This window comes from Vallitalea longa (genome assembly GCF_027923465.1).
In the GTDB taxonomy this organism is placed as follows: domain Bacteria; phylum Bacillota; class Clostridia; order Lachnospirales; family Vallitaleaceae; genus Vallitalea; species Vallitalea longa.
Window position 1 is genome coordinate 1 of sequence record NZ_BRLB01000011.1, and the last position, 18,141, is coordinate 18,141.

The window sequence follows — 18,141 nt, forward strand, 5'->3', positions numbered from 1 at the left end:
TGCTCTGGCTTATATTTTATAGACTATCGTCTTTATCCATTAATTTACTAAGGAATTTCTTGGGTAAAACTTTTACTAAGTTTTTGGTTGTTTCACTGTTCAGTTTTCAAGGTTCTTTGTTGTTGCTGTTGCTGTTGTTGTTTTCACCAGCGAAAAGAATTATATCATTTATAAAGCATAAAGTCAAGGCTTTATTCGACATTTTTTAAATCTTTTTTTGTTTACTAACCATAGATAGTATTAAAAATTACTGTATATAATAGGAAATTAAAATTCCAATAAATACTAAATATTATGTAATAATATAAGCTGATAAATAAAATTTTATACATTGAAACAAAAAAAATATCTAATCAGCTACTAGATATATAATTTCAATATATTATTTTGAAATATACTTATATATAAATGATACTTCAATATTCACATCCTATATAACTTTCACCCATAGATATACAAAATGATATCCTCACAACAAAATTAAGCATTTTTATACTTAAACAGTATTTATTTTATCACTATTTTCTTCTCTTTCAGTATATGAATTTTCATCAAAATATTCATTTTGCTTAGTGTACGATAATATTTCCTTTTCATTATACCTATTTATAGCTATTATCCCAGCAAACGAAAGTATTGTACCGAAAATTGCTATTACTCTTATACCCATATCATCCCCTATATCCTTCCCCAATAATAATAGTGAAGTAAATATAACCATAGCCAAGCTACCTCCTAACTTAGAAAAAAAGCCATTAACCGCACCGTACATTCCTGGTTTATCTTCTCCACTTTTATATTTATCGTAAGCTGCACAATCCGCAGTAATTGCAGAAGGTAAAATACCAAAAGTCGCTTGTGAATATGGAACTAATAATACTATCATACCTAATAAAATATATACATTCATATTACCGATACCTAAAAAAGATATAACTATAAAAGTTAATGCAAATAGTAGGAATCCAAATTTCATGACAATCTTCTTTCCTATCTTCTTAGCCATCTTATTGATTAATGGATAACAAAGTAATGTTAACGCACCTATAATCAAGGTCAATGTACCTTGTACTCCTGCTTCTAAAACAGCAAGTACAGTAATAAAATAGATAAGTCCTGTTTCAAACATATAAGTTGCTATAGAATATCCTGTATTTCCAATTAAATAACATATAAAATTCCTATTTTTCAAGACTTTTTTTAATGAAGGTATCAGTCTCTCATTAACTATTTTTATATCATTCGTTTCATATTTTTTTTCATTTATTAAATAAGCCGGAATACTTAAACACATCAATCCTATTATAGCTAATAATGCAAAGGCAAACTGCATACTGACCAATCTGTCTACCCCAAATATTTTAGAAATACCGTCCCATAAATTTGATGCTGAAGAAACAATTATGAATCCCGCAAACCAAAAAGCACTGGAAAATGTACATAAATCAACTTTATCTTCACTAGTTTTTGCAATATGGACCAATAAAGAAAAATAGGGCACACCATATAATGTTAAAAACAAAGCACATAAAAACAACCATATTGTCAACCATATAATATTTATAACACTTATCTCACCCGGAACTGGTACAAAGAAAATTGCAACATAAGAAATTGCGAAGGGTATCGAAAATTTTCTTAAAAACGGTATACGTTTACCTCTTTTATTTTCACTTTTATCACTTAGATGTGCAATTAGTGGATCTGTAAAAGCATCAAATATTCTTCCAAGAGACATAACTACACCTAAAATAGTAATTCCCATAAAAAAAGATGTTTGAGGTATATGATATGGAATACCCGCATCTTTTGGTGGAAAAAAGAAATAAACTAAAAATAGCATATGAATAACTGTTAATAGAGATATACCTAAGTTCCCACAAGCATAGGTTAATTTCTCTTTTAAAGATAATCTTTTCATCTAACCTCTCCCTTTTATTTATATAATAGTTAAAAATCTATTTATATCCATAATTAGGTATATTATTCCATCTGTTTTTTAGTAAATACGCAGCTTTTTTTGGTTTTCTATTTCTGGTAAAAATACCTTTTTTATTTCCATTTACTCTTGTTATATCTTCATCTGTTGCAAAATCAGCAAAATTCCATACATGCTCACCAATAAAAAAATCCAACTCATCAAATATTTCATGATATACCTTCAGGAATTCTTCTTGATATTCTTCTGTCCACATTAATGAAGTTGTCGAAGTAAGCCCAAGAATCGTATCAGTCCCATATTCTGTCATCATAATAGGTTTATTATATAAATCCCACCACCATATCAATTCTCTTCTTAACAATTCTTTAGTATAATCTAAATCTCCAGATGCAATATACCATCCATAATATCTATTCAAAGTTATTACATCAATCAAATTAGTAATTCTACTGTTAAAGGGAAGTGCTCCTTGATATTCTACAATTGTCACAGGTCTATATGGATCCAACTTCTTAGTCAACTCAACTATTGGTTTAAAATATTCATATGCTCCCTCATCTTCAGAAGCTGGTTCATTAGCTATACTCCACATTACTACGCTAGGATGATTTTTATCTCTATTAATCAATTCTTCCATGACTTTTAAATGGTTCTTTTGACAATCAACAACATCCCATGTATTAGGTAATTGAATCTTATCTCCATTATCCAGATTGATAATATCATCAGAAGAAATATGAATATTAAGATTAAGTCCTACTGCAGGCGATTCATCTATGACCACAATACCTTCTTCATCAGCTAGCCTCATTATTTCTTCAGAATAAGGATAATGTGAAGTTCTAAATGAATTGGCTCCAATCCATTTCATAAGACTGAAATCTTTAATGTTAAAAACATCATTATATCCCCTACCGATGATATAATTATCCTCATGTTTACCAAATCCTTTAAAATAAAAAGGTTTGTTGTTAATTAAAAATTGATTTTCTTTTACTTTTATACTCCTTATGCCAAATCTCTCATCATATGTATCAATAATATTACCATGCTCATCTATTAATTTAATTCTAAAGGTATACAAGTATCCTTCATTAGGTTCCCATAATGTTGGATTATCAATAGTAACTTCGCCTTTGTATCCACTAGCATTCGCTACTATTTCATTATTGTCAATTATTTCTATGTCTATATTGCTGTCACTAGAGGTTTTTATAGAATAAGATACTATACCAGAATTGGCTAAAACTAATGTACTTATCTCTACATCTTCAATATACTGTTTTGGAGTTATGTATAATTTTACAGGTCTATGGATTCCACTATAATTAAAAAAGTCAAAGTAATACTTAAGTTTCTTGTATTTTTTAGATTTAAATTGTAACTGTCCTATAGGTATTGTTGTTAAATCTAAAATATTATTAACAGCAATGGTTATTCTATTTTCTTTATTGAAATTAATTTCATCTGATATTTCTCCTTCAAAAGGTGTGTAACCACCAACGTGCTCTATAACCTTTTTACCATTTATCCAAACTATTGAGTTATGTGTAGCTGATCCAATACGAATCACTATTCTTTTATCTTTCCATAAGTCAGGTATCATGAATTTTTTTTCATACCAGACAAATCCTATATGTTTATAATACTTTTTGTCTTCATAAATATCATTATAACTAGCAGGCACAGGCATAGGTACAGTATCAGTTAATTCTTGTTCATACCATTTTTCTGCTAATCCTTTACCATTACCCAATTTAAATCTCCAAATACCATTTAGTTCTTTCACTTGTCTTGTTAAAGTATCAATAGGATATAACAATAAACTCCCCCCTTAATAGTTACTGAATATAGATAATTGAACAAATCCTTAAATTGTATTATAATTAATATGTTATAAGTTATTATACATTACATGAAAGCAAAAATCCTTTAACATTATTACTTATTATAGTACATTCTTGAATAACTTTAATTTAATATAATTATAAGGATTGTGATTATAATTGAAGTATGAAGATATATATTATTTATGCGATATAATACATACTTTTGTAGGTATTAATATAATGTTCTATGATAGCAACAGAACATTTATTTTTGAATTAAATAATATTGAACCAAAATTGAATAATATTGCTTTTATTACTAGAAATATAGATGATATATTTGATTCTCTGAAGAATAAGCCTGAAAATCAAATCTATATTCTTAGTGATGAATTAGGTATACATTATATGTCTACATTAATAAGATATGGAGGATTAATCATTATAGGTCCGTATTTATCTCATAGAATAATAAACCATACCAGTAGTATTAATAATAACCTACTAAAAAATATTAGCAATTATACCAAGTCCTTTATAGATTTAATTCCTATCCTTAATCGTAAAAAATTGCTAAAAGTATGCGATTTCGTTAATTCAATAAAATTTTCAACTATAAAAAGCAGCAATATACATACTAATTTTACTACTACCAATTATTTACCTAGAATACTTAATCGCTCTATAGAAACCACTCAAAATATAAACAATATCATTAATATGAGATATAATCTAGAAAACGAAATTCTTCATCTAATTAGTTATGGAAAATTTGAAGACGTAAAAAAAATCTATATAAATCATAGAGATGTTATGACCCTAGACGATAGAATCCCTGATGATCCTATAAGATGCGCTAAAAACTACTTAATCATTGATAATACAACATTCAGGAAAGCTATTGAACAAGCTGGAGTTCCCCCTATATATATACATAATATTTCAGAACAATATGCACTTAGAATAGAAAAAATAACATCAATTGAAGAATACTATGAATTACTTTTCATTATGATAAAGGACTATTGTGAAATAGTTGATAGTTACTCTACAAGAAACTATAGTCCGATAATCAGACAAACTATTGCTTTTATCATATCTAATATAAATGAAAAATTATCTACTAAGTATATTGCAGATGAATTACATATAAATTCTACCTATCTATCTAGACAATTCAAAACTGAAACAGGTGAAACACTGATCCGTTATATTCATAACATTAAAATTAATGAATCCAAATACTACTTAATACAAGGTAAATACACCATTACACAAATAGCTTTATTGTTAGGATTCAATGATTCAAATTATTTTACGAGAATTTTCAAAAAGATGACAAATACCACACCCTACCAATTTATAAAGTCTAATGACATTTATGGAAAATAATAGAATTTTGGCTCATTTCCAAAAATTCCATATTGAGATTGATTAATACATTTGTTAGACTTGTTGTAGAGGTGATTAGATGAAAAAATTAATGCTTATAATAATATCTTTATTTTTGGTTTTCAATCTAACCAATCAGACTTTTGCTTCCAATGTTATACCTATTTATGTTAATGGCAAGGTCTTAACCCCTGATGTAAATCCCTACATTCAAAATCAACGTACATTTGTACCTATTAGGTTTATTGGTGAAGCTCTAAATGCTAAATCCATCAGTTGGGATTCTACAAATAAAACTGCAACACTAAAATTTGATCAAAAAATTATTAAACTCCCTGTAGGAAAACAATATGTAACTGTAAATGGAAAGCAATATAAAATTGATGCACCTATTAATTTGATTTCTGGACGAACTTTTGTACCTGTAAGATTTATCTCAGAAACATTAGGCTATAAAGTAAGTTGGACTAATAGTTCAGTGTATATAAGCAATAATGGGTATACCCCTTCTGCTAAATATACATCAGAAGATTTATATTGGTTATCTAGAATCGTAGAAGCAGAAGCAGTTGGAGAACCATATTCTGGTAAATTAGCGGTAGCCAATGTAATTATCAACAGGAAAAAGAGTTCCGAGTACCCAAATACTATAAAATCCGTAATATTTGATAAAAAATATGGTATTCAATTTTCACCAGTAGCTGATGGTAATATATATAATAAACCTACACAGGAAAGTATTAATGCAGCAATATCAGCACTAAATGGTAATAATAATATCTCAGGTGCATTATATTTTCTTAATCCTGATAAATCTAGTAATTTCTGGATTATGAATAATAGGAAATTTATAACTAAAATCAATAATCATTATTTCTATGCTTAATAAATTGTTTTATTTGCAAAAGTAATATAAAATACCCTATAAGTTAATTTTTATATGTAGGATTAAGTGCATATAAAATTCTTATAGGGTATTATAATATTATTTAATTATTATGCAGCTTTTACTGGTAATTTTTTATTTTTGGCCTGTTCCTTTTTTTCAAACTTTTTTTCACATATTTTAATAATTTTCTTTCCAATTAATGATATGGCTAATGTTGCTGAAATCAAAATAATAGACTTTAATGGCTGTTCTACAAACGCTCTTACATTGAATCCTATAAAACTTAACGAGAATATCATTAATAATTTGCCTAAAACCAATCCACTAATATATTCTCTATTCTTAATACCTGCTAAAGCTGCCAAACCACATACAACTATAGATGGAGTAAATGGAAACGTATGGAGAAAAAATACAGGAGTAAACCCCTTCTCCTTTATCCATCTAAAAATATTAAATATTTTTTCATTATGAGCAATCTTTTGCTGGAATCTTTTCTGTCCAAATCTTTTTATTACTAAAAATACAATTATCGACCCAATACAGGAACCTAACCAAGAATACATATAACCAGTCCAAAAGCCAAAAGCCGTAACATTAATTGTAACAAATAATATTAAAGGTAATGGTGGGAAAAAAGCTTCAATCATTGCTAATCCAACACCGGCAAATATTCCTATCTCTCTTATTTGGTCAAGCATATTTGTCCAATAGCCAAGTGTCATTAATTCTTTTAACCAATCTATCATCATCCCACATCCTTTCTTCTATAAATAAATCACAGTATTATTATATCCAACATATCTAGTATAATTAATGAATATTAAAATCTTATTAAAATATATTAAAAAACATCTTAAATTATTAATATTGTTATTTTTTATATTTAGAAAAGTACCTATATCACATTATTCCTACAATAAAATATTTATGCAAAAAAATCATTTGATATATGTAAATATTTATCTTGCATATACTTGAAACCACAGTTTTAATGCAAACATCAAAAAGAGATACTACTAGTGTATAATAGATATCTCTCTTAATAAATCAGTAATTAACGTCTAAACCGCCAAACATGATGACACATTTTATTACCAATACTTTATTAGTATCGATATCTCTTTTTGTCTCGTTTTCCCAACCTCCAAATAGAGGAAGACCTTTTATCTCTACCTTCCAATCATTAGGAACTTTTATATCAATGCCACCAAACGCCACAAAAGTATCAATTATCACTGGTTTTGACTCAGATATATTTGCATGTGTCAGATCAATATCAATTCCACCAAATGCTGTTACTAGATTACCTCCCTGGAAATTCCTTGAATCATTTACTATATCATAACCTGAAAACAAACATATAGAGTCTAATGAATCTAAAGATGATATTTTTTTCCTACTACCTTTTTTTTTAGGAATTATAAAATATAATCCAACTATTATTACTATAGCAGGGAATATAAATTCGCCGATTGGTACATCTTCCAATATTTCCAACTCTAGTTCTTTTAATTGAAAAACAACACCCACAATTATTAAAATTGTCGCCAATGTTTTAGAACCATATTTATCAAATAAGTTAACTAATCCAATAGCAATTATAATAATAGGCCAATATGTACTAAATATATTGTCACTCTCAATAATATCCAGTCTACCTAATAAGATAATAATCCCAATAGCAATTATTAATATACCTAGCAGATTTCTTCTTTTCATACAATTTTCCTCCTAAACTTCAACTTATATTCAAATTATTTAAATATTAATTCATTTTGCCAACAAATCTATTAGATGTAAAAATAAACTATATCTAAATTATATGTTAATACTTTTGAATATATTTTAACATATACTTATTAGTAATAAAAGAATAAATTGGTTAAAATAGAGATATATGAAATTTTGCTTGATTTTTTCATAATTAACAACTATAATGATTTAGTTATACAAGATAGAAAAGCACACAAATAAAGTTAAGGATGAGATAATATAATGAATTTTAACGAACTGAATATATCTGATAATATTTTGAAAGCTATATCTGATATGGGATTTGAAGAAACAACTGAAATACAAGAAAAATCAATTCCAGAAATATTATCAGGTAATGATATTATTGGACAATCCCAAACAGGCACAGGTAAGACAGCTGCCTTTGCAATTCCAATTTTAGAAAAAATAGACCAATCTATTAAGAAACCTCAAGTTTTAGTTCTTTGCCCTACAAGAGAATTAGCTGTTCAAGTATGTAATGAATTTAAAAAATTAACAAAATACATGAATATCAAATCATTTCCTGTTTACGGTGGCGAACCAATCTACAGACAAATTTCTGTTTTAAAAAAAGGTGTTCAAATAATTATTGGTACTCCCGGAAGATTAATGGATCATATGAACAGAAAAACTATCAAGCTTGATCATGTTAATTCAATTATTCTTGATGAAGCAGATGAAATGCTTAATATGGGATTTAGGGAAGATATTGAAACCATACTAAGTAAAATACCTAGTGAACATTTACAAACTATATTATTTTCAGCTACTATGCCAAAAAGCATATTAGACATTACCCATAATTATCAAAAGAACCCTAAATTAATAAAAATCACTAGAAAAGAGCTTACAACAGATACTATAGACCAAAGATACTATCATGTTCTAGAACACCATAAATTAGAAGTACTTAGAAGATTAATCGATGTATATCATCCAAAATTATCATTAATTTTCTGTAATACCAAAAAAAGAGTTGATGAAGTTACAGAACTTCTACAAGACGCTGGTTATGCTTGTGATAAAATACATGGTGATATGAATCAAGTAGTTAGACTTAATGTACTTAATAAGTTTAATAAAGGTATAATCAATATACTTGTTGCTACTGATGTCGCTGCAAGAGGGCTTGATATTAAAAATGTTGAAGCAGTAGTTAATTACGATGTTCCTGATAATGAAGAATATTATGTCCATAGAATCGGTCGTACAGGTAGAGCTGGTAAAAAAGGTAGTTCTTACACATTAGTTTCCAAAAGTGAAACTAGAAGAATATCTAATATTATTAAATATATTAAGAAAGATATTCCTAGAAAAAAAATACCATCAATCAATAAAGTTAATGCAGTAAAAGTAGATAATTATATGGAAACATTAGCCAATATTATTGATAATGCTACTGATCTAAATAATTATGAAAGTATAATTAATAAACTTAATGAAAAAGGTTATACTTCTGATAAAATCGCAGCTGCATTATTGATGTCTAATCTTGAATTAAAAGAAGACAATGATACTAATCTTTCATATGAAGTAAATAGAAGACAGTCATATAATAATAATTCAAGAAATGATAAAACAAAACGTTACGGTGGTAAACGAGAAAAAGGAATGGCTAGATTATACGTTAATATAGGTAAAAACCATAAAATAGGTGTAAGAGATATTGTCGGCGCAATTGCAGGTGAGACTAAAATAAAAGGTTCATCTATAGGTTCAATCGACATGTATGATAAATATACATTTGTTGAGATACCAGAAAAATATGCTAACCAAGTTATTGATAAAATGAATCAATCTAGAATTCGCGGTAAAAATGTAACAATGGAATTAGCAAATACCAAAAAAAGAAGAAGATAATACTATATTGACGATTTCAGACCTCTGTTTAAGCAACATATGATATATTGTTTAAACAGAGGTCTGCCTATATTTTATGGTATCAATAGTTATAGTTAATTTTTTTCTTATAAAACCTCGCTAGAAGTATAAATAGCCATATTAAGTGAGTACAAAATGAAATTATAATATTAGATAAACATAGGCTTTTTATTAATTTTGTGATCAAATATGATGGAAACAGAGAATGTCCTAGAAAGTGTGTAAAATATCTCCGACCTGGCTAAAATCTAAATAAAAATGCTAGGAAGGAGATTTTATTATGGCAAATAATCTTATTACTAAAGAACAAGCACAATCAATAATTGAAAACAATGACATCAAAACTCCACAAGATATTATGGGTGCTCTAAAAAATATGTTTAAGGATGTTATTCAAGAAATGCTTGAAAACGAGATGGACGAAACTCTAGGCTACGAACGTTACGATCATGACCAACCTAAATCCAACTATCGAAATGGTTATTCTCAAAAGAAAGTTCGTTCTTCTCTAGGTGAAATTGATATTGATGTGCCTAGAGACCGAAATGCTGATTTTGAACCTAAGATTGTTCCCAAAAGAAAAAAAGATATTTCAGATATTGAGAAACAAATCATAAGTCTTTATGCTCGTGGTATGTCCACAAGAGATATTCATGAACAGATGAATGAACTGTATGGAATAAATGTTTCGGCAGATATGGTAAGTAGAATAACGGATAAACTAATACCAACAATTAAAGAATGGCAAGGAAGACCCTTAGAACCTATATATCCCTTTGTTTTTATGGATGCAATTCATTTTAAAGTAAGAACTGAAGGACGCGTTATCAATCGAGCAGCTTATGTGATTATTGGTGTTAACCTAGATGGTATGAAGGATGTATTAGGTATCTGGATAGGTGAAAACGAGAGCTCTAAATTCTGGTTAAACATTCTTAATCAATTATCTTCACGAGGAGTTAAAGATGTCCTTATCTTCTCTGTAGACGGGCTTTCTGGCATAAAAGAAGCTATCCAAACAGTTTATCCACAAGCAGAAATACAGCGCTGTATCATACATCAATTAAGAAATTCATTTAAGTTTGTATCCTATAAAGATTACAAAGAATTTACAAGAGATTTCAAAGAGGTTTATCGTGCTTCATCAGAAGATTTAGCTTTATTAAAGCTTGATGAATTAGAAGATAAATGGGGAGCTAAGTATCCTCATGCGTTAACGAGTTGGCGAAAAAATTGGGATGTATTGTGTCCATTTTTTAAATTCCCAGATGACATCAGGCGCATTATGTATACAACAAATGTCATTGAAAATCTTAATAGGCAATATCGTAAAGTAACAAAAAGCAAATGTATTTTTCCAACAGATACATCCTTACAAAAAATGCTTTTTTTAGCTACAGATAAAGCTACCAAAAAATGGACACAAAGGTATCGAGGTTGGGATAAAATACTCAATCAATTAACCATTTTATATAATGAACGTATAACACCTTATATTGGCTAACTACCGTTCACTTTTACGAAGTAAAGGTAGTATAAATCTCCACCTTTACTTCGTAAATTTTACATGCATTAAGTAAGTGCTGATGGGACCCAAAAATGAAACAAAATATATTAATTGCCCATCACATAAAGAGTTTAGCATGTAAAAACGTTCACTAAACAGTGTTAATTCTAGAGATTTTGCACCCCAAAAATGATACTATTATAGTATTATCATAATACAGCTAAATTATGGGAATATTATTAATAAATATAAAAATAACCACCCCAGCCGTACATAGCTAGGATGGATTTTTACACACTTAGTGTGACACTACCTGGAAACAACAATCCTTACATCCAAAAATTATTTTTCCTGTCCTACTTTGTCACTTCTTTGTCTAAGATTCACTACTATAGCCTTCGGTCTACTCATTGCTTCAATACTATACCTGATTCCTTGTGTACCCATACCAGACGATTTAACTCCTAAAAATGGAAAATGATCTGGTCCTCTTTCTGTTTTATTATTTATTTGAACAGTACCTACCTCCAATAATCTTGCTATATGAAATGCATCATCTATATCATTGGTAAATATCGAAGATTGAAGACCATACACAGATGCATTAGCTATCTCAACCGCTTCATCTATACTTTTTACTCTTATAATAGGAAGTACAGGACCGAATGGTTCTTCCCATGCAATTCTCATGTCGGTTGTAACGTTATCAAGAACAGTCGGGTATAATAAATTTCCATCTCTTTTATTACCTATCTTCAATGTTGCACCTTTATCTATAGCATCATCAATCAATCCTTGTACGAAATCAGCTGCCTTATTATCAATGAGTGGCGTTATAGTCACATCTTCAAAAGGATTTCCTATCTTTAATTTGGATACATCATCAACAATAAGGTCAACTAAGCTATCTGCAATACTATCAAGTACCAGTACTCTTTTAAGTGCAGTACACCTTTGTCCTGAGTAGCTGAATGCTCCTTTAACTATATTCATTGCTGCATGTTCCAGATCAGCATCTTTCAAAACTATTGCAGCATCTTTACCTCCTAATTCTAATATCATGGGTATCATAGTTGTTACCTGTGATATATGTTTACCTACTTCACTACTACCAGTAAAATTAATTAAATCCACTTCTTTATGTTTTATTATATAATCCCCTATATCTGAACCTTTCCCTGTTATGGTATTAAGGATACCGTTAGGTAATCCAGCTTCTTGAAATACTTTTGCAAGATGAAGTGCACTTATTGAACCTTGTGTCGGTGGTTTAAAAACTACACTATTACCTGCCATTAATGCAGGTGCTATCTTAGATGCTGATAGATTGACTGGATAATTGAACGGAGATATAGCAAGAACTACTCCAACAGGTTCTCTTGTTACAAAAGCCAACTTATCTTTGGAAAATCCGTGGAATCCATCACCTTGTAGAGTTTCTCCTTGAATCCTTTTACCTTCATCAGCAGTAAATCTGATAAAATCCACTGTTCTTATGACTTCAGATCTAGCGCTTTTAATATCTTTGGCTATTTCACTAGCTAATATTTTAGCTATTTCTTCACTATTTGCTTCTAAAATTGATGCGGATTTATGAATGATATCCGCTCTTTCACTAACCGGCTTGTCTGCCCATACTTTAAAAGAACTCTGAGCTACCGACAACACTTTGTCAACTTCTTCTTTGGTCATAGCTTGTATCTTACCGACTTCTTTATTATCTATAGGTGAGTTAATGGTAATAAGATTATTGGAATTAGAATTAATCCACTTACCATTATATAGATTCTTATAAATATTACTCTCTCTTATGTCTTCAAACATTTTGCCACCTCTTATATAATAAGTATTTGCTTGGTAATATTATTTTCTATTATTATAAGTAATATGCATATAAATATAATTATTGAAAATGTACATAATAGGTATCTTTCTTCATTTCTTAATCGTATGTATGGTATTCTTTTGGAAACATAATGTTGTTTTTAATATACAAAAAAAGACCTATCCAATTTTAATGAATAAGTCTTAGAATATGTATATTATTTATATTGTGTTTATATCATATATGTTTTTTATACTATTTATCTTGCTAACCATCCACCATCAACAGCTATAGTATAACCATTAACATAACTTCCTGCTTCTGAAGCTAAAAATACTACTGGACCAGCTAGGTCTGAAGGTAATCCCCATCTACTTGCAGGTATTCTATCAAGTATTTCTTTACTCCTCTTAGCATCTGCTCTTAATGCAGCTGTGTTATTTGTATCCATGTATCCTGGTGCTATTGCGTTAACATTGATATTTTCTTTTGCCCACTCATTAGCCAATAATCTAGTGATACCCATTACTCCACTCTTACTAGCTGTATATGAAGGAACTCTAATACCACCTTGGAATGAAAGCATTGATGCGATATTAATAATTTTTCCACCTGATTTTTGTTTCATGAATTGTTTTGCTACTGCTTGGCTGAAAAAGAATACTGTTTTTACGTTAATATTCATAACGTCATCCCAATCTTTTTCTGTAAAATTAATAGAATCTTCTCTACGAATAATACCGGCATTATTAATAAGGATATCTACTCTACCAAATTTTTCTACAGTCTTATCTATAATACCCTGTATAGGTTCAGTTGTAAGTAAATTAGCTTTTATAGAAAGAAATTTTCTTCCTATTGCTTCCACTTTTTCTTTAGTTTCTGGTGCATCTACATAATCGACACCTACAACATCTGCTCCAGCTTCTGCAAGTCCTAATGTCATTCCTTGACCAAGACCAGTACTACAACCTGTTACAATAGCCACTTTTCCTTCTAATGAAAATTTATTTTCCATTTCTTTCCCTCCAAAATTTTAGATTTTATTTGATTTTTAATAAATACTAATTAGTTTTAATATAGTTCATATTTAACTATTATTCTAACAAACAATAACATAAGTTTCACTATATGAACTTCTATTTCATTATATATAATATATTATCATCGCTTATAAAATTTGTCAATATATATTTCATTTAATACTACCAAGTTTCACTATATGAAACATTATTCATTTAGTAATTTCTTTAAAATGCTATATTCAAAGGGCTTCACCGCATTTTTTTAGGAATTTGTCAAGAGTTTTTTTAATATTACATAAAAAAAAGAGCTCAGTGTGTTAATACACACAAAAACTCTTTGTTTGATCTTAACTTAATGACATTGAGCATACGCTTCTTTTTTTCAACTATATAACTGTCATTTTATATTTGATTTTGACCTATACCCCATACGTTTAGATATTTTCTCAGCAGTATGCTTTACTTTAATAATTATATCAGCTTCATGATTTTCTATAAATTCTTTATTGGTTCCAGCTGTACTTACTGCTGCTATTATCTCACCTCTATAGTCATATATCGGAGATGCTATACAATATATTCCTGCTTCATGTTCTTGATTATCAATAGCATATCCATCAATTCTAGCTTGTTGTATTTCTTTTAAAACACTGTCAGAATTTGTTAATGTAGTAGGTGTGAATTCAGTAAACTCAAGACCTTGTAACAAGTTTAATATCTTTTCATCACTCCATTGTAATAGTAAAGCTTTTCCTACGGAACAACAATATACAGGCAATCTTTTACCTATTTGGGAATACACTCTTATAGAATGAATTGGTTCTATTTTTTCTATAAAAACAGCATCTCCATCTAAATAAGTTGCTAATTGAACTGGTTGATTAAGCTTGTATGCTATTTCTCTAAGGTATGGAAGAGCCTCTGTTTTTAGTTCGATATTATTTAATCTTATGCTACTAAGCTCAACCATTTTCAATCCAATTATGTATCTATTGGTTTGATTATTTTTTTCAACAAATCCTTTATTTAATAGTGTTACGAGCAATCTATGAATAGTACTTTTGTTAAGCTCTATTTTATCTTCTATTTCTTTTGCTGTTAGTCCATTTACCTCCTGAGATAATATCTCTAGTATAGTTAAGGCTCTATCAACAGTTTGTAATATACCTTTTTGCATATATATCCTCCTACATTAACTGATATAGTTATGTTTCCTTGTATTATAGCAAATATAGGTATGCGTGTAAATAGGAGTAAGTATTACTTGATATGCAAAAGATTCATTTACATTATTCTAAGATTCTATAAGGCAAATAATTAACTTATTATGTTAGTGGATATTATTATAACTAATAGTAATACAAATTTGTTTAACGTTAAACTTGCTTTTTACTATTTTTATTTTTATAATAATATTATATATATAAGGGGGTAACATATTATGAAGATACACCAAACACTATTATTATTTATTCTTTGTATAGTAATCTTATTAACCAGTTGTGGAAATTCTTCAGTTAATAAAAATTGGTTTGATGATGCAGTAATATACGAAGTCAACTTAAGACAATATACCAAAGAAGGCACGATATCAGCTTTTAAGAACCACTTGCCTCGTCTACAAGAATTGGGAGTAAAAGTTCTATGGTTTATGCCCATATACCCTATCTCTAAAGTTAAACGTAACGGCTCCTTAGGTTCATACTATTCCGTACAAGATTATAAAGCAGTAAATCCAGAATTTGGTACTTTTGAAGAATTCAAAAACCTAGTACAAGAATGTCATGAATTGGGATTCAAAGTTATTTTGGATTGGGTACCAAATCACACTGGATGGGATAATGAGTGGGTTTATGATCATCCTGAATGGTATACACAAATGGATGGTAAAATCATTCAACCTGCTGGAACCAATTGGACAGATGTTGCTGATTTAAACTATAATAATCTGGAAATGCAGAAAGCAATGATTGATGCTCTTAGTTATTGGATTACGGAAGCTGATATTGATGGCTATCGTTGCGATGTGGCTGGAAAAGTTCCTGTAGATTTCTGGAACAAAGCAATTACGGAATTGAATTGCATTAAACCCGTTTTCATGCTAGCTGAAGATGGCGACAATATGAGTCTTCTATCCAACGGTTTTACAGCTAATTATGGATGGCCATTATTAGGAGCTATAAATAAATCATCCGATGGAAATGGACGTGCATTAACTATTAAACGAGAACTCCTAAGAGTTCCAGTAATTTATCCAGATGGTACATTACCTATGAATTTTTTAACTAATCATGATGAAAATTCTTGGAATGGTACCACAACAGAACGTTTAGGTAGTAGTGTAGATGCTATGAATGTACTTATCTTCACTTCACCAGGACTTCCTCTTATCTATTCAGGTCAAGAGGCCTCACTCAATAAACGATTAGAATTTTTTGATAAAGATGAAATTGATTGGTCTGATTTGTCAAAACAAGACTTCTACAAGAATCTTATACAACTTAAAAAAGAAAATCCAGCACTTTGGAATAATAATATCCAAGGTAAACTGACTTTTATAAATACTTCAAACAAACAATTATTGATTTTCATAAGAAAAAAAGACGACAATACTGTTATAACAACTATTAATCTTTCCAATAAAACTATAAATGCTACCTGTGAATTCGGTGAATACGCTGGAGAATATAATGATTATTTTAATGACGAGAAAATATCCTTATCAGCAGAATATAATATTGACATGACACCTTTTTCCTACTTCGTTTTTGTAAAATAATATAAAATTATAAATAACATAACAGCTGACGTATACATACAATAATCTTATGCATCAGCTGTTATTTCCATCTTTGTTGTTCTGAAAAAATATCATGAATGAATAAATTTACCTATTATTTATTTAGTTCGCCTAATAACCAGTTTGACATTTTTTCTGATTCAAATTCACGTATTTTGTTTAGCCATTTATCCGTAGTATGGTCTTTAATAGTTAATAGCATCTTCAATATATCAATTAATTTATCATAACCATACTTATTTCGAAATTCCATTAATATTTTTGCACCTTTGAACCTAGAATAGTACACATATTTATTGGATCTCTCCAAATCTTTTATTGGTGGACATTCATCTATTTCTTTTTTATATTTATTGATAATATTCTTATATGAAAAGTCAGTTATTTCATGTTCCATATATAACCATGAACTTAATTCTGCGATGCTTTCATTTAACCAATCTTCCCATGTAGTTGTTTCTGCACTATTCCACCATTTATGCCCTAATTCATGTGCTAGGAAGTGCATCAATTCTTCATCTGTTTTCTGTTCGATGGGTAGTACTATCAAGTTATTTCTGAAATACCCACCACCATCTACTCTATTCATGACAGCTATAGTCAAGTCAAAAATATCATTATTATTACCGAATATTTTTTTATAGAATAGATATATATCTTTTATCTTAGATTCTATTATACTGGCTATCTCTTTTCCTACTTCACTATTAGAATATATTGATATATCCACGTAATTATCTTTTACGCTGTTTACATGATAATCTTTATATGCTATCAGATATGCATCATTCTGAGACTTGTAATTCAATAACCATTGATTATTAATTTTTTCACCTTGTATTACATCAAACTCTTCCAAGCCATTAATTTTTATATTAAAATCAGCATAAGGTAGATCAGTCCGTAAAGGATACCATGGTGAATATAGATTTAATTCTATAGCATTCGATTTTATAGAATTTACCTTTGATAGTTCTATCTCTTCAAAGTAACATTTATAAGTTATGGTTAAATCATTAATTCCACTATTATAGATTGTTAATTTTTTACCTTCTGGTATAAATTGGAATTGATTGAAATCTGATATATCATAATCTAAGTAATTACCATTTGCCTTTATATCATCAATATTTATGTTTTTATGAATTATAAATTCCAGTTTTTCGTTACTGACTTGTTTATTATTCAATTTTAAATTACATATACAGCTATATTTTCTATTCATTACATCAAAGTTTACTTCAATATTATAATCCAAAGTTTTTCTCCTTT

The 18,141-nt window shown here is 28.9% G+C and carries 14 protein-coding genes; 6 read left to right on the forward strand and 8 right to left on the reverse strand.

The genetic code is table 11. The features are described from left to right. The coding region (locus QMG30_RS15790; protein ID WP_281817027.1) for a hypothetical protein at positions 1 to 209 on the forward strand (209 nt) is incomplete at its 5' end. Positions 210 to 496: 287 nt separating this feature from the next. On the opposite strand, the gene QMG30_RS15795 is transcribed toward QMG30_RS15790, so the two are convergent. Beyond that, a complete protein-coding gene (locus QMG30_RS15795; protein ID WP_281817030.1) occupies positions 497 to 1,921 on the reverse strand; it encodes an MFS transporter in 1,425 nt (474 codons plus the stop codon). Positions 1,922 to 1,958: 37 nt separating this feature from the next. Further along, positions 1,959 to 3,764 carry a beta-glucuronidase gene (gene uidA / locus QMG30_RS15800; RefSeq protein WP_281817032.1) on the reverse strand — a complete coding sequence of 602 codons (1,806 nt, stop codon included), beginning with the start codon at positions 3,762 to 3,764 and terminating at the stop codon, positions 1,959 to 1,961. 184 nt (positions 3,765 to 3,948) lie between these two features. Here uidA and QMG30_RS15805 point away from each other — a divergent pair, with 184 nt between their 5' ends. Both QMG30_RS15805 and QMG30_RS15810 read left to right on the forward strand, forming a co-directional pair. Further along, a complete protein-coding gene (locus QMG30_RS15805) occupies positions 3,949 to 5,163 on the forward strand; it encodes an AraC family transcriptional regulator (RefSeq protein WP_281817034.1) in 1,215 nt (404 codons plus the stop codon). A 79-nt stretch (positions 5,164 to 5,242) separates the two neighbouring features. Beyond that, a complete protein-coding gene (locus QMG30_RS15810) occupies positions 5,243 to 6,049 on the forward strand; it encodes a stalk domain-containing protein (protein WP_281817036.1) in 807 nt (268 codons plus the stop codon). A gap of 110 nt (positions 6,050 to 6,159) precedes the next feature. Here QMG30_RS15810 and QMG30_RS15815 read toward each other — a convergent pair whose 3' ends face one another. Both QMG30_RS15815 and QMG30_RS15820 read right to left on the reverse strand, forming a co-directional pair. Further along, entirely contained in the window at positions 6,160 to 6,801 is a 642-nt protein-coding gene (locus QMG30_RS15815) for a TVP38/TMEM64 family protein (RefSeq protein WP_281817038.1), read from the reverse strand. Between the two features lie 301 nt (positions 6,802 to 7,102). Continuing rightward, the gene (locus QMG30_RS15820; RefSeq protein WP_281817041.1) at positions 7,103 to 7,774 is read right to left on the reverse strand and encodes a LiaF transmembrane domain-containing protein; all 672 of its coding nucleotides are present in this window, start codon (positions 7,772 to 7,774) and stop codon (positions 7,103 to 7,105) included. Positions 7,775 to 8,050: 276 nt separating this feature from the next. Here QMG30_RS15820 and QMG30_RS15825 point away from each other — a divergent pair, with 276 nt between their 5' ends. Both QMG30_RS15825 and QMG30_RS15830 read left to right on the forward strand, forming a co-directional pair. Then, positions 8,051 to 9,691, forward strand: coding sequence for a DEAD/DEAH box helicase (locus QMG30_RS15825; RefSeq protein ID WP_281817042.1), 1,641 nt, complete (start codon positions 8,051 to 8,053; stop codon positions 9,689 to 9,691). A 301-nt stretch (positions 9,692 to 9,992) separates the two neighbouring features. Next, positions 9,993 to 11,216 carry an IS256 family transposase gene (locus QMG30_RS15830; protein ID WP_281817043.1) on the forward strand — a complete coding sequence of 408 codons (1,224 nt, stop codon included), beginning with the start codon at positions 9,993 to 9,995 and terminating at the stop codon, positions 11,214 to 11,216. Positions 11,217 to 11,561: 345 nt separating this feature from the next. Here the strand turns inward: QMG30_RS15830 and QMG30_RS15835 are convergent, their stop codons facing one another. The 3 genes from QMG30_RS15835 to QMG30_RS15845 form a co-directional block, all read right to left on the reverse strand. Continuing rightward, positions 11,562 to 13,043: an NADP-dependent glyceraldehyde-3-phosphate dehydrogenase gene (locus tag QMG30_RS15835; RefSeq protein WP_281817044.1), complete on the reverse strand. Its 1,482-nt coding sequence runs from the start codon at positions 13,041 to 13,043 to the stop codon at positions 11,562 to 11,564. 260 nt (positions 13,044 to 13,303) lie between these two features. Beyond that, the gene (kduD, locus tag QMG30_RS15840) at positions 13,304 to 14,062 is read right to left on the reverse strand and encodes a 2-dehydro-3-deoxy-D-gluconate 5-dehydrogenase KduD (protein WP_281817047.1); all 759 of its coding nucleotides are present in this window, start codon (positions 14,060 to 14,062) and stop codon (positions 13,304 to 13,306) included. A gap of 404 nt (positions 14,063 to 14,466) precedes the next feature. Continuing rightward, complete coding sequence (locus QMG30_RS15845) at positions 14,467 to 15,246, reverse strand: IclR family transcriptional regulator (protein ID WP_281817050.1); 780 nt, start codon at positions 15,244 to 15,246, stop codon at positions 14,467 to 14,469. 264 nt (positions 15,247 to 15,510) lie between these two features. Between QMG30_RS15845 and QMG30_RS15850 the strand changes: the two genes are divergently transcribed. After that, positions 15,511 to 16,848 carry an alpha-amylase family glycosyl hydrolase gene (locus QMG30_RS15850; protein WP_281817051.1) on the forward strand — a complete coding sequence of 446 codons (1,338 nt, stop codon included), beginning with the start codon at positions 15,511 to 15,513 and terminating at the stop codon, positions 16,846 to 16,848. A 115-nt stretch (positions 16,849 to 16,963) separates the two neighbouring features. Here the strand turns inward: QMG30_RS15850 and QMG30_RS15855 are convergent, their stop codons facing one another. Next, a complete protein-coding gene (locus QMG30_RS15855; RefSeq protein WP_281817052.1) occupies positions 16,964 to 18,127 on the reverse strand; it encodes a M1 aminopeptidase family protein in 1,164 nt (387 codons plus the stop codon). Between the last annotated feature and the right edge of the window lie 14 nt (positions 18,128 to 18,141).